The organism is Actinorhabdospora filicis (assembly GCF_030269765.1).
Lineage (GTDB): Bacteria > Actinomycetota > Actinomycetes > Mycobacteriales > Micromonosporaceae > Actinorhabdospora > Actinorhabdospora filicis.
The window spans coordinates 805,025-817,859 of sequence record NZ_BSTX01000004.1; the positions used below are offsets into that span (position 1 = coordinate 805,025).

Below are 12,835 nucleotides of genomic sequence, written 5' to 3' on the forward strand. Positions count from 1 at the left end.
GATGACCTCCCAAAGAACGACGCCCCCGAATGGCATCGACATTCAGGGTTTTCCATTCATCACTCTGTGGTGCGATCGGCGAGGGCCGGTGACGATGAACTCGGCAGACCGACGGGACGGTGAGGGCGGCGGTGTCTCGCGAACCTAAGGAATCCACGGTGCCCGCGGAGGCCCGCGCGCCGAAGGAGAACACTGTGGACGAACGGCGGGAGTCGCGGGCCGGGCGCTGGTTAAGCCGCCTGCGGCCCTCCTCGGTGCGCATCCGCACCAAACTCGCCCTCATGCTGCTCATCCCGGTGCTCGCCCTGGCCGGGATCTCGTCGGTGCGCCTGGGCGACTCCGCCGACGAGGCCTCGGTGGCGGCCAAGACCGAGGACCTGGTGCGCCTGGCCGACACCACCGCCCGGCTCATCCGGGCGATGCAGGACGAGCGCACGCAGGCCGCCGTCCAGGTCTTCAAGGAGAACGCCGTCCTGGGCCAGACCCTCGACGGCTTCGAGGCCGCCGTCATCGCCTCCAACGAGCGCCTCAAGGAGTTCGACGCCGCCCGCGCCACCTTCGCCGACGATCCCGTCGTCAAACCGCTGCTGGACTCGGCGTCCAAGCCGCTGTCGCGACTGGCGGTGGTGCGCGCCGCCGCCCACGGCGACATCGAGCGCGTCCACCTGACCGTCTACAGTGCCGCCGTCAGCCGCCTGGTCGGCGTCCTCGACCACGCCGTGGACGAGGCCGAGGCCCCGCTCAACCAGAACCTGCGCGCCGCCGCGCTGCTGGCCACCGCCGACGAGAGCTCCGAGCGGCTGCGCGTCCTGAGCCTCGGCCTGGTCGACGGGCAGCCCCTGGACGCCTCGTACCGCCCGATCATGGAACTCATCGGCGACCGCGAGCGCGCCCTCACCGAGTACCGGCGCATCAGCGCCGAGGGCACCGGCTTCGAGTCGGGCGGCCTGGGCGCCAAGGACGCCCGCCCGGCCAACGCCTTCGAGCAGAAGGTGGCCACATCCCGTTCGCACGAGGCGATCGCGGTCGGCCACGCGGCCCTCATGGTCGCCTTCGACGCCCGCCACGCCGCCACCACCGCCGCGATCGACACGGTCTTCCTGCGGACCGTGGAACGCGCCGAGGTCATCCGCGAGGACGTGACCCGGCGGGTGCTCATCGAGGGCGGCCTGGTCGTGTTCACCCTCGTCCTGGCCGTGCTGATCGGGCTGTGGCTCGGTCGCTCGGTGACCCGGGGCCTGCGGCGGCTGCGCGACTCGGCCCGCCGGGTGGCCCGCCACGAGCTGCCCACCGCCGTCCGCCAGGTCGACGAGCAGCGCGACCTGACCGGGCTGACGCCCGAGGAGTTCGCCGAGCGCACCACCCCGCCCCTGCGGGAGGCCGGATCCGATGAGCTGGCCGAGGTGGCCGGCGCGTTCAACATGGTCCACCGCGAGGCGATCCGGGTCGCGGCGCAGCAGGCGATGCTGCGCGTCCACATCGGCGCGATGTTCGTCCGCCTCGCCCGGCGCGGGCACAGCCTCACCGGCCGCCTCACCGCCGAACTGGACGCCGCCGAGCTCAATGAGCAGGACCCCGACCAGCTGGAGCGCCTCTTCCGGCTCGACCACCTGGTGTCCCTCCAGGGCCGCGCCAATGACAGCCTGCTGGTCCTCGGCGGCGCCTCGGCGGCGAAGGTCCGGCGCTCCAACGAGAGCCTGTCCGACGTCTTGCGCGCCGCGCAGAGCCACACCGAGCACTACACCCGGGTCAACTACTCCACAGTGGACGACGGGATCTGGATCAAGCCCGGCGTGGTCGACGACGCCGTCCAGCTGCTCGCCGAGCTCATCGACAACGCCACGCGCTACTCCAACAGCCCCGCCACGGTCTCGGCGCGGTTCCTCGCCGACCACGTCGCCGTGGAGGTCACCGACCAGGGCATCGGCATCGCGCCGGAACGGCTGGCGCGCTTCAACGAGCGCCTCACCGGAGCGTCCCCATTGGACCTGGAGTCGCTCCAGGCGATGGGGCTCACCGTGGTCGGCATGCTCGCCGGGCGGCACGGCATCGCCGTCCGGCTCGTCCCCGGCGGCGAGAAGGGCATCCGCGTGGAGGTGACCATTCCCGGCTCGCTGGTGGACTTCGAGCCCTCGCCGGAGCACCAGCGCCGCCTCGGCGAGCCCGCCACCGTCCCCGTCCGGCGGGAGGCGCCGCTGTTCCGGCGGGGTGGCGAGCGCCGAGCACCATCGATCGTGGACACCGAAGTCCTGCCCGTCATCCACTTCGAGCGACGGCCGGCCACCGCCGAGCCCGTCGAGATCGGACCCGACGGCCTGCCCCGCCGGCGGCCCATGACCTCATACGGCTCGGCGACACCGAGCCCCAACCCGCCAGCAACCGGCCCCATCCGCCGCGACCCGGCCGCGATCGGCGCGACGTACGTCGCGTACGCCCGGGGCCTCACCGGAAGCCGCAACGGCCGGAACAACGAACCGAGGACCACCACGTGACCACCAGCTTCAACGTCGACTTCCTGGTCAACGACTTCGTCGCACGCGTCCCGCACGTGTCACACGTGATCGCCGTGGCCGCCGACGGGCTCCTGATCGCGGCCAACCACGAACTGCCCCGCGAAGAGGCCGAGCGACTGGCGGCCATCGCCTCGGGACTCACCAGCCTCCTCGCCGGCGCGGCGCGGTCGATGCGAGCCGACCCGGTGATCAGCAACCTGACGGAGATGAACGGCGGCTACATGTTCTCGATGGCGGTGTCGAACGGGGCCAGCCTGCTGGCCCTGGCGGGCTTCGGCTGCGACATCGGGCAGGTCGCGCACGAACTGGCCGACCTGATCAACAAGGTGGGCCCGGCGCTGACCCCGCAGGCCCGGCACAACATGAGGGTGGACTACTAGGACGGCACGGGACGACCGGCTCCATGGGTGTGACGGTGGCCCGAACGGGATCGGGTCGCGAGCCGGACGAGCCGCCGACCGCGATGGGCCCGGCCGCGCGTCCTCCCGGCGGGCGGCGGGGCCGCGGTCCCTCCGGAACCGCGACCCCGCCACCTCACCCGGTCGGGCGGGGTCTCAGGCAGGGCTGTTGTGGTAGGCCGCGACCTTCCACTCCCCGTCCGCTCCATTGGCGCGGATCAGCGTCCAGGTCGCCACGACCCAGCGGCCCTCCGGCACCTCCCCGGCCCCGGCGAACTCCTCCCCGGCGAACACGATCGCGTTGCGCGCGGTCACCACGGCGGTGCCCTCGGCGGGGAACCGGACCGAGATGTACTCGCCGTCCACGTGGGAGTCCTTGAGGGGACCGGCGAAGCTCTCCGCCATCCGCTCGCCGATCTCGGCGGCCCCGGCGCGGTACACGCCGGGCATGACGGAGGTAGCGTCGTCCAGGAACCGCGCGGCGAAGGCGGCGGCGTCGTTTCGCGTCCACGCCTCGTACACGGCGTCGATGGTGGCCAGGGCGGCCTTCTCGTCGTTCATCTGTCTCCTCCTAGAAACGGGTTTCGGAGGTATCTACCGGCGGGCGGTGGCGAACTCATCGGTCCCGCGCTAGAAATCTTCGGGTGGACGACTTCGAGCGCTACCGCCGCGAGCTCACCGCGCACTGCTACCGCATGCTCGGCACGCCCGAGGACGCCGAGGACCTCGTCCAGGAGACCTACCTGCGCGCCTGGCGCGCCCGCGGCGACTACGACGCCTCGCGCGCCTCGTTCCGCACCTGGCTCTACCGGATCGCCACCAACGCCTGCCTGACCGCGCTGCGCTCGCGGGGGCGGCGTCCGCTGCCGATGGACCTCGCCGCGCCCGACGAGGACCCCCACGGCCCGCTGCGCCCGGGTGAGGTGCCGTGGCTGGCGCCGTTCCCGTGCGACCCGGCCGAGGAGGCCGCCGCGCGGGGGAGCATGCGCCTGGCGTTCGTGGCGTCGGTGCAGTACCTGCCCGCCAGGCAGCGGGCGGTGCTGCTGCTGCGCGACGTCCTCGACTTCCCCGCCGCCGAGGTGGCGGTGCTGCTGGAGACCTCGGTCGCCGCTGTGAACAGTGCGCTCCAGCGCGCCCGCGCCCGCGTCGGGCGCCTCGCCGAGCACGACGTGGACGCCACCGCCGCCCGCGAGGTCGTCGACCGCTACGTCGCCGCCTTCGAGGCCGCCGACGTCGAGGGACTGTCCCGGCTCCTGGCGCGCGACGCGATCCTGGAGATGCCGCCGGTGCTCAACTGGCTCATCGGCCGCGCGCACTACGCGTCCTTCATCGAACGCGTCTACGGCATGGCCGGCACCGAGTGGCGGATGCTCCCGGTGTGGGCGAACGGCCAGCCGGGCGTGGCCGCCTACGCGGCGGGCGTCGCGCACTCGCTTCAGGTGTTCGACGTGCGGGACGCCCGCGTCGCGCGCAACACGGTGTGGGTCGTCCCGGAGCTCTTCGGGCGCTTCGGGCTGCCGGAGCGGTTGTGAGAGGTGGGGAGCGGCGGACCCCCGTAGACCCGCCGCTCCCCGGGTTCAGTAGACGATCACCTCGGGCAGGGAGCGCAGGATCTCGCCGAGCTGGGCGGCCGACAGCCTCGGGGGAGCGAGGGCGCCGTCGTCAAGGGTCCTCAGCCGGGTGCTCATCATGTACGCGTTCCCGTTGGGCAGATAGAGGATCGCGGTGTCGATACCGGCCCGGGCCTCGGTGCCGTTCGGAGGAGGGGTCCGCCGGGACTCGATCGTCACCAGTTGTGCGCCATCGGCCAGGTCGGTGGTCGCGCACGTGTTGTCCCAGTCGCCCACGATGTACCCGTCGGCGACCCATGAGGTGTAGTCGTCGCAGGTGTACAAGTAGGCGGCACTTCTGACCTCCCCGTGGCCGTTGTCGCTCGCGGACGTGGGGCCGCGCTTGAAGGAGCCCTTCGACACCGCCTCGAAGCTGAAGTAGCCGTTCACCTCCGGCCTGCCGGAGGTCGGATACGGGCCGGGGCGCAGGTCCAGCACGCCACCCTGGTAGGCGACCTGCTCGGAGAGCCTGGCGTTCCAGCGGGCGACCATGTCGGTGGTGAACGGGGTCGAGTCGAGTTCGAGTCCACCCAGCGATCGCCCGAAGGTGGAGTCGTCGTTGGGGTGGACGCCGTGATCACGAAGCCGGGCGAGCAGGGCCTCGTGGAGCCGGACCGTCTCCGGGTTGGTGGCGACCGCGTTCTCCGACCCGGGCTCGCTGATCCAGTGGGACGGCGCGCTCAGGTCGAGGTCTTCGGGCAGTGGGAAGTCCGGCTGCGTTTTCGGCACCGGGCTGCCCGAGGTCGTCGGGTTCGGGTGGCCGTCCCGCCCCGGCAGGTTCCCGATGGCCACGGCGAGGGCCATCACCAGCGCCAAGGCCGCCGTCCCCATGACGGCGTAGCGCGAGCGCTTTCGCCTCCGGCCCCGGTCCATCAGGCTCGCGGAGTCGATGATGATGTCGGGCGTGCAGTCCTCGAACTCCCGGTCCAGGCGGGCGCGCAGATCCTCGGTCACGTCGCGCTCCCTTCAAAGCCGGGCTCGCCCAGCAGGTCGCGCAGGGTGCTCAGGCCGCGCATCGTCAGGTTCTTCGCCGCGCCCGTGGAGCACCCCAGGATCGTCGCGGTCTGCTCGACCGTGTGGTCCTCCCAGAAGCGCAGGACGACCGCCGCCCGCTGCCGCTTCGGCAGCCGCAGCAGCGCCGAGATCAGCACCAGCCGCTCCTCGGGCGCGTCGGGCGTGACGGGACGCTCGGGGAGCACGTCGGTGGTCTTCTCCCGCCGGAAACGGAAGAGCCGGTGCTCGTCGATGAGCGCGTTGACGATGATCCGCCGGACGTAGGCGTCCAGCGACTTGCGCCTGGCCCGGTTCCAGTTGGCGTACAGGCGCACCAGCGCGGTCTGCACGACGTCCTCGGCGCGATGCCAGTCGGCGCAGCAGAGATAGGCGAAGCGGCACAGTCTGCGGGTGTGGGCGGCGACGTAGTCGCGGTAGTCGCGGTCCTGCTCGGGTGTCATGGGCGCCTCGGGTTCCGGTGGGGTCGGCGGAGGATACGAGGTGGGGACCCGGGAAGGTCACGCTCGCGCGCCGACCTCTCCGGGCCCGGGGTCAGTAGATGATCACTTCGGGGAGGGATCGGAGGAGCTCGCCGAGCTCGGCGGCGGGGATGGTCGGATCCCGCAGAACCTTCTCGGCCACATGGCCGAACACGTTCGTGATCATGTAGGCGTTCCCGTTGGCCAGGAACAGGATCGCGGTGTCACTGCCGCGCGGGCCCTCGTTGCCGCGCCCGATCGTGCGCGACTCGATCGTCACCAGTTGCCCGCCATCGGGCAGGTCGGTGGTGACACACGTGTTGTCCACGTCGCCCATGACATAGCCGTCGCCGACCTTGTCGGCGTAGTCGTCGCAGGTGTAGAGGTGCACCGAGCTGGAGGTCATGCTGTGCCCGTCGAAACCGATGGAGCCGGGGCCGCGTTCGAACGAGCCCTTGGGCAGTGCCTGGACGTCGAAGGAGTCGATGAAGTCGGCTCGCCCGTCCGGGCCCGTGCCGGGCGACAGGTTGCTGATGACTCCCGTGTAGATCAGCCTCGTCGTGAGCATCCGGTCCCAGCGCGCCTGCTGGTCGCCGCGTGTATCGGCCGACTCGGCCTCCAGGCCATCCCGGTATCGCATCAGGTGCCCGTCGGGGTTGGCTCCGTGGGCGCGCAGCCGGTCCAGCAGCGCCTCCTGCAACCGGGTCATCTCGGGGTTGTCGGGCAGGTCCTCGATGCCGGGCGGGCCGACCCAGTGGTAGACCTCCTCGGGAGCCAGATCCCCCGGCAGCGGAAACTCCGGCTGCGCCACCGGCACCGGGCTCCCGGAGGTCGTCGGGTTCGGCGTCCCGCCCCGGCCCGGCAGGTTCCCGACCACCACGACCAGCGCCATCACCAGCGCCAGCGCCGCCGTCCCCGCCACGGCGTAGCGGGACCGCTTCCTCCTCTTCCCGCGCTCCATCAAGCCGGCCGAGTCGATGATGATGTCGGGCGTGCAGTCCTCGAACTCCCGGTCGAGGCGCGTTCGCAGGTCCTCGGTCACGATGTCGCTCCTTCGGCGATCACGAGGGACGGGTCCGCCAGCAGCCCGCGCAGGGCCGCGACGCCCCGCTCGGCAAGGTTCTCGGCGGCGCCGGTCGAGCAGCCCAGGACGGACGCCGCCCGCTCGGCGGGCAGGCCCTCCCAGAAGCGCAGGACGACCGCCGCCCGCTGCCGCTTCGGCAGGCGCAGCAGCGCCGAGATCAGGACCGGCTCGTCGCCGGGCTCGGGCGGGACGTCGGGGATCGGCTCCCGGCGGAGGCGGAGGAAGCCGCGCTCGCCGATCAGCGCGGCCACGATGAGCCGCCGGACGTAGACGTCCGGTGTGGTGCGCCGGGCACGGTTCCAGCTCGCGTACAGGCGCACCAGCGCGGTCTGGACGACGTCCTCGGCGCGACGCCAGTCGGCGCAGCAGAGGTAGGCGAAGCGGCAGAGCCGTCGTGTGTGTGCGACCACGTAGTCGCGGTAGTCGCGGTCTTGCTCGGGTGTCATGGGCGCCTCGGTTCGGGTGGGGTCGGCGGGGGATACGAGGTGACGGTGGGCGGAGGTCACGCCGAGGGCCGGAAAAGAAGTGAATGACCTTTTTCTTCAGGTATCGGAAAAAATTCCCTTAGGTCCGTATCCCTCCGATCCCTTGATCGTTGATCATTCCGGTAGCGCCGGAACGGCCGGCGCCGACAGTGAGCGAGCCATCATGCCGTACACGTCGCAGGTCACACGCGGTGCGCGCCGCGTTGTGCCCGGTCGTGCGCGGTCCTGGCTGTTCCGGCTGGGGCTCGGTCTCCTCGCTGTCGGTGGCGCGGTCGGTTTCGGCTGGAGCCTCGACGGCTCCTCGGCTCAGGCCGCCGGTGTCGGTGACGAACCGACCGCGGTGGGGCTGGCTCCGGCCTCGGCGTCGCTCATGGGCGACGTCGGGCACGTGGTGGGCGCCTCGATGGACGACTCCCTGCTCAAGGGGTCGGTCCTCAAGGGCCACCGCCACACCGCCGTCGCCCTGATGGCGAACCTCGGCCGCACGGTCGAGGGCACGGCCGGGGACGCCTCGGCCGAGATGGAGCCGGTCGCGGGGGAGGTCGTCGGCACGCTCGTGTGCGGCGACGGCTGCACCTCGGACACCGGTCGTCCGCGCGATGCCGCACCTGCTTCGCACGGCGACCCGCTCGGCACCATCGCCAAGGGCGTGGTGCGGACGTCTTCGACGCTGGTCGACGACGTGACGCGTACGACCGTGACGCCCGCTCTGGCGTCACTGTCGGATTCCGGCGAGGCCACCGCGGCCACGCCGGGCCTGGCGCACCGCGTTACCGCGGTGCTCTTCCCCGTCCTCGGGGCGGTCGCCGACACGGTGACCGAACCCGGGTCGAGCGGCCCCGCCGCTGACACCGCCGTCGGCCGTCCCCTGGACGCCGGTGCGGTAGTCGCGTGCCTTCCGCGGCCGGCCGCCGACCTTCACCCCGCGGACGCGGCGGCTCACGCCGCCGGGGACCACGCGGCGGCGCACGTGGACGCGCCGCACTTCGCCGTGGTCCCGGTTCCGGCAGGCGAGAGCCTGCCCGCGGCGCCCTGCGCGCCGCTGCCGTGCTCCGATTCGGGGTGCGCGCCCGGGGCGGGATCGGGACGGATGACGGCGTACGGGAACGGCGGAGCCGCCGCCGTACTCGCCGGCGCCGAGCCGTCCTTCTTCGCCCTTCCGGGTATCCGGCCCGCCGGTGAGGCCTTCTCCTCGCCGACCGGTGCGGTGCTCGGGCACATCATCGCCCCCGACTAGGGGCGTCTCCGGCACGTCGGTCCGTCGCGTCTCTTTCGCGGCTGGTTGTCCGGCGTGCTTTTCGCGGCCTCTTTCCGGCCGATCGCTACGCACGAATCAACTAGGGGGAACTCCATGCGCAAGGCTCTCACCGCCGTCGCCGTCGCCGCGGGCGTCGCCGTTCTCGGCTTCGCCGGCCAGGCCTCGGCCTCCAACTCGGGCGCGTTCGCCGGCGCCCTGTCGCTGGTCAACATCGACGCCTCGTCGGCGGCGCACTGGCAGATCTGCGGCCAGAACGTCCTGACGCAGTCGTACTACCAGGTGTGCGACAACCGCGACCACATCGGTGACGGCCCGCAGTCCGGCGCCTTCGCGGGCGACCAGTCGCTGGGCAACCTCGACATCTCCGACGCCGCGCACTGGCAGATCTGCGGCCAGAACGTGTTCGTGGTCCCGTCGCTGGACCAGCAGTGCCTGAACAGCGACCACAAGAGCCACGGCTGATCTCAGCCTCCCGCCGGGGCGGCTCGCCCGCCCCGGCACCCACAAGCAACGACTTCCTTTAGGAGAGAACAGATCATGCGCAAGACCATCGCGACCGCTTTCGTCGCCGCCGGTGTCGCGGCCCTCGCCTTCTCCGGCACCGCCGCCGCCAACGGCCCGAACTCCGGCGCCTTCGCCGGCGCCCTGTCGCTGGTGAACATCGACGCCTCGGACGCCGCGCACTGGCAGATCTGCGGCCAGAACGTGTTCGCGCAGTCCTACAGCCAGGTGTGCGACAACCGCGACCACATCGGCGGCGGCCCGCAGTCCGGCGCGTACGCCGGCGACCTGTCGATCGCGAACGTCGACATCTCCGACGCCGCCCACTGGCAGATCTGCGGCCAGAACGTCGGCGTCTCGCCCTCGCTGGTCCAGAAGTGCCAGAACACCGACCACATGCCGGTCGGCGCGTCGATGAAGAACACCAAGACCACGCACAAGCACAGCAAGTAAGCAACGACGGGTCCCACCGGCCGCACCGGCCGGTGGGACCCCGCCGTCTCGGGGCACGAGAGGAGAGCCATGAGGCGCACCATCATCGCGGCGGCGATCGGAGTACTGGCGCTGGCGGCGCCGGTCTCGGCGTCGGCCCACCCCGGGGGCGCGGACTACACGCCGCCCACCGGTTACGTCACGTCCTGGGGCGAGACCGTCCCCGTGGGCGGCATGACCCTGGTGAACGCGGACCTGCACGGTGCCGCGCACTGGCAGATCTGCGGGGTGAACGTGGCGGACACGCTCGTCGCGCCCACCTGTGACAACAGCTCGCGGTCGGAGCCCGCGCCCGGCGGCAGGAACGCCCTGGTGAACGTGGACCTGCACGACGCGGCCCACTGGCAGATCTGCGGCATCAACGTCGCCGCCAGCGGAACCGCGGCGACCTGCGACAACACGCACTAGAACGCGCGCGGGGCGGCGGCGGCCCGCCGTCCCGCGCGTCATCCGATCGGTGTACACCGGACGGCCCCGGCGCGGCGACCGTGGATGCATGGGCACCACACGCCGCGCCTTCCTGGCGCTAGTACCGTCCGTGGCCGTGCTGGCCGCCTGCTCCGCGCAGCAGCCGCCCGCCGCGTCCTCCACGCCGAAGGAGCCGTCCGCCATGTCCCAGAGCCCCGAACCCCGCCCCGCCGCAAGCCGCCGCCTGCTGGCCGCGTCCGCCGACGGCGACACCGCCGCCGTGACCGCCGCGATCGCCGCGGGCGCCGACCTGGAGACCCGCGACGGCGACCGCCGCACCCCGCTGCTCCTGGCCGCCACCTTCGACCACGTGGACGTGGCGAAGGCCCTGGTCGCGGCGGGCGCCGACCCCGACGCCCTCGACGGACGCCACGACACCCCGTGGCTGGTCACCGGCGTCACCGGCAGCGTGGCCATGATGAACGCCCTGCTCCCGGCGAAACCCGACCTGACCATCCGCAACCGCTACGGCGGCATCTCGCTGATCCCCGCCTGCGAGCGCGGGCACGTCGACTACGTCCGCGAGGTCCTCAAGACCGGCATCGCCGTCGACCACGTGAACGACCTCGGCTGGACCGGGCTGCTGGAGGCGATCGTCTACGGCGACGGCTCCGGCGCCTACCAGCAGATCGTGTCGCTGCTGATCGCCGGTGGCGCCGACCCGCGCAAGGCCGACGGGAACGGCGTGACGCCGCTGTCGCACGCCGAGCGCATGGGCCAGGCGAAGATCGCCGCGATCCTGCGGGCGGCGGGCGCCTAGGCCTCGCCGGGCACGGCCCAGAGGGTGTGCACGGGCACGCCGAGCTCGGCGAACATGCGACGCAGCAGCGGCAGCGACACCCCGATGACGTTGCCGTGGTCGCCGTCGATGCCCTCGATGAAGGGCGAGGCGTAGCCGTCGATGGTGAAGGCCCCGGCCACCCACAGGGGCTCGCCGGTGGCCACGTACGCGGCGATCTCGGCGTCGTCGACGTCGGCGAAGCGCACGGTGGTGGAGGCCACCTCCAGCAGCGTGCGGCCGGTGCCGGTCTCGATGAGGCAGTGGCCGGTGTGCAGGACGCCGGAGCGGCCGCGCATCGACTTCCAGCGCGCGACGGCCTCCTCGGCCCCCTCGGGTTTGCCGAGGGGTCGGCCGTCCAGCTCCAGCAGCGAGTCGCAGCCCAGGACATAGGCCTCGCCCTCGACGCGCGCGGCGACGTCGGCGGCCTTCAGCCGGGCGAGTTCCCTCGTGAGCGCGGGGACGGTCGGGGCGGTCACGCCGGACTCGTCGACGCCGCTGACGATGACCTCCGGCGCGAAGCCCGCGGTGCGCAGCAGGCCCAGCCGGGCCGGGGACTGCGAGCCCAGGATGAAGCGGCTCACCGGGGCAGCCCGCTCGCGCGCCAACTGCGGACCGCGCCCAGGCGCAGGCCCGGGTCGCTCCAGGCGGGGGTGGGTGCCGGTGGTGGGGGCGAGCCCGCCCGGGCGCGCGCGGCCAGCACGACGTACACGGCCGCGAGTTCCTCGGGCGTCACCGCGCCCCGCACCACCTGCATGGTCACTCCCACCTAGCTACCAGGGCTTACCGTCGTGGTCGAACTCGCGGTAGACCCGGTCCCAGAACCCGTCGCGCACCCAGATGCGCGCCTCGGGCAGATCACGTAGCGAGTATCCCAGGGTCTTCTCCGCCTCGACGAGCAGCTCCTTGTCGATGACGGTGGGCAGGGTCGGCCCGGGCAGCAGGTCCTGGATGTTGTCGCGGCCGCGGGTGAGGATCCACTTGTGCGCGACGTACTCGCCGGTCTCCTCGATGGCGTTGCGGTCGGCGGCCTCTTTGGTGGTCGGTTTCGGCTTGGCGCGCTCCAGGGTGTCCCACGCGTCGGCGGCCGACATGGTGACCGCCACGGAGTGCCGCTGCCCGAAGACCGAGGCCGGGGACGGCGGGCCGATGACGACCGGGGCCGGCTGGGACGCGGCGGCGACCTTGGCGGTCCCGGCGGCGGCGGTGCCGACCTTGGTGAAGTAGGACCGGCAGAAGTCGGCCGGGAGGATCTCGACGGTGTCGGCCTCCCACACCAGCCGTTCCGCCTGGTTGGTGCCGTACGGCGGTTCCACACCCCACAGGTGCAGGCGGACGCCGTAGGCCTGCGCGATCTCCACGGCCGGGACCATGTCCTCGTCGCCGGCCAGGAGGATCGCCTCGGTGATGGCGCGGTGCCGCGCCAGCTGCTCAAGATCGGCGCGGATCATGGCGTCCACGCCCTTCTGCTGCCCCCGTGAGTTCAGGTTCCCCAACCGGACCTTGACATAGTCCATTTGCGCGATGACCCGCTGATCGACCGTCGGGACGCGGTCGCGGGCGGCGTCGAACCAGTAGACGCGGAGCAGTTCCCCGTCGGTGAGGCGCTCGGCGGCGCGGGCTATTAAAGTGCCGATCAGCTTTTCGGCGTCAACTTTGTATTCCCGGCGCGAGGTGGCCCCCAACAGGACTTCCGCCGCCGCGGCGTAGAGATATCCGACGTCTATCAAGATCGAATATCGACGGCTCGCTTTGCTGCCACAGTCATGGTCGAGT

The 12,835-nt window shown here is 72.0% G+C and carries 15 protein-coding genes and 1 pseudogene; 8 read left to right on the forward strand and 8 right to left on the reverse strand.

The window, feature by feature from the left end:
• Positions 1-158: 158 nt before the first annotated feature.
• Both QSK10_RS28800 and QSK10_RS28805 read left to right on the forward strand, forming a co-directional pair.
• On the forward strand, positions 159-2,492 hold the full coding sequence (locus tag QSK10_RS28800; protein WP_285666369.1) for an ATP-binding protein: 2,334 nt from the start codon (positions 159-161) through the stop codon (positions 2,490-2,492).
• Positions 2,489-2,893 carry a roadblock/LC7 domain-containing protein gene (locus tag QSK10_RS28805; protein ID WP_285666370.1) on the forward strand — a complete coding sequence of 135 codons (405 nt, stop codon included), beginning with the start codon at positions 2,489-2,491 and terminating at the stop codon, positions 2,891-2,893. Before QSK10_RS28800 ends, QSK10_RS28805 begins: the two co-directional genes overlap by 4 nt.
• A gap of 174 nt (positions 2,894-3,067) precedes the next feature.
• Here QSK10_RS28805 and QSK10_RS28810 read toward each other — a convergent pair whose 3' ends face one another.
• The gene (locus QSK10_RS28810; RefSeq protein ID WP_285666373.1) at positions 3,068-3,472 is read right to left on the reverse strand and encodes an SgcJ/EcaC family oxidoreductase; all 405 of its coding nucleotides are present in this window, start codon (positions 3,470-3,472) and stop codon (positions 3,068-3,070) included.
• Between the two features lie 71 nt (positions 3,473-3,543).
• Here QSK10_RS28810 and QSK10_RS28815 point away from each other — a divergent pair.
• Positions 3,544-4,443, forward strand: a pseudogene (locus tag QSK10_RS28815) (RNA polymerase subunit sigma-70); the annotation flags it as partial.
• A gap of 45 nt (positions 4,444-4,488) precedes the next feature.
• Here QSK10_RS28815 and QSK10_RS28820 read toward each other — a convergent pair.
• The 4 genes from QSK10_RS28820 to QSK10_RS28835 all read right to left on the reverse strand — a co-directional run bounded on the left by QSK10_RS28820 (position 4,489) and on the right by QSK10_RS28835 (position 7,523).
• The gene (locus QSK10_RS28820) at positions 4,489-5,475 is read right to left on the reverse strand and encodes a hypothetical protein (protein ID WP_285666375.1); all 987 of its coding nucleotides are present in this window, start codon (positions 5,473-5,475) and stop codon (positions 4,489-4,491) included.
• A complete protein-coding gene (locus tag QSK10_RS28825; protein ID WP_285666376.1) occupies positions 5,472-5,975 on the reverse strand; it encodes a SigE family RNA polymerase sigma factor in 504 nt (167 codons plus the stop codon). Before QSK10_RS28825 ends, QSK10_RS28820 begins: the two co-directional genes overlap by 4 nt.
• 91 nt (positions 5,976-6,066) lie before the next feature.
• On the reverse strand, positions 6,067-7,035 hold the full coding sequence (locus tag QSK10_RS28830; protein ID WP_285666377.1) for a hypothetical protein: 969 nt from the start codon (positions 7,033-7,035) through the stop codon (positions 6,067-6,069).
• Positions 7,032-7,523 carry a sigma factor-like helix-turn-helix DNA-binding protein gene (locus QSK10_RS28835; protein ID WP_285666379.1) on the reverse strand — a complete coding sequence of 164 codons (492 nt, stop codon included), beginning with the start codon at positions 7,521-7,523 and terminating at the stop codon, positions 7,032-7,034. Before QSK10_RS28835 ends, QSK10_RS28830 begins: the two co-directional genes overlap by 4 nt.
• A gap of 202 nt (positions 7,524-7,725) precedes the next feature.
• On the opposite strand from QSK10_RS28835, the gene QSK10_RS28840 reads away from it, so the two are divergent.
• From QSK10_RS28840 to QSK10_RS28860, 5 genes are all read left to right on the forward strand, one after another.
• A complete protein-coding gene (locus tag QSK10_RS28840; protein ID WP_285666380.1) occupies positions 7,726-8,799 on the forward strand; it encodes a hypothetical protein in 1,074 nt (357 codons plus the stop codon).
• A 114-nt stretch (positions 8,800-8,913) separates the two neighbouring features.
• Positions 8,914-9,282: a hypothetical protein gene (locus QSK10_RS28845; RefSeq protein WP_285666381.1), complete on the forward strand. Its 369-nt coding sequence runs from the start codon at positions 8,914-8,916 to the stop codon at positions 9,280-9,282.
• Between the two features lie 75 nt (positions 9,283-9,357).
• Positions 9,358-9,774, forward strand: a complete 417-nt coding sequence (locus QSK10_RS28850; protein ID WP_285666382.1) for a hypothetical protein — start codon at positions 9,358-9,360, stop codon at positions 9,772-9,774.
• A gap of 69 nt (positions 9,775-9,843) precedes the next feature.
• Positions 9,844-10,221, forward strand: coding sequence for a hypothetical protein (locus QSK10_RS28855; RefSeq protein ID WP_285666383.1), 378 nt, complete (start codon positions 9,844-9,846; stop codon positions 10,219-10,221).
• Positions 10,222-10,309: 88 nt separating this feature from the next.
• On the forward strand, positions 10,310-11,041 hold the full coding sequence (locus QSK10_RS28860) for an ankyrin repeat domain-containing protein (RefSeq protein ID WP_285666384.1): 732 nt from the start codon (positions 10,310-10,312) through the stop codon (positions 11,039-11,041).
• Here the strand turns inward: QSK10_RS28860 and QSK10_RS28865 are convergent.
• From QSK10_RS28865 to QSK10_RS28875, 3 genes are read right to left on the reverse strand one after another with little or no spacing between them, the layout of a single operon-like run.
• On the reverse strand, positions 11,038-11,643 hold the full coding sequence (locus QSK10_RS28865) for a Maf family protein (RefSeq protein WP_285666386.1): 606 nt from the start codon (positions 11,641-11,643) through the stop codon (positions 11,038-11,040). The two genes, QSK10_RS28860 and QSK10_RS28865, sit on opposite strands and share 4 nt — an antisense overlap.
• On the reverse strand, positions 11,640-11,816 hold the full coding sequence (locus tag QSK10_RS28870) for an acyl-CoA carboxylase subunit epsilon (protein WP_285666387.1): 177 nt from the start codon (positions 11,814-11,816) through the stop codon (positions 11,640-11,642). The genes QSK10_RS28865 and QSK10_RS28870 overlap by 4 nt, the downstream gene beginning before the upstream one ends.
• A 16-nt stretch (positions 11,817-11,832) precedes the next feature.
• Positions 11,833-12,789, reverse strand: coding sequence for an NYN domain-containing protein (locus QSK10_RS28875; protein ID WP_285666388.1), 957 nt, complete (start codon positions 12,787-12,789; stop codon positions 11,833-11,835).
• Between the last annotated feature and the right edge of the window lie 46 nt (positions 12,790-12,835).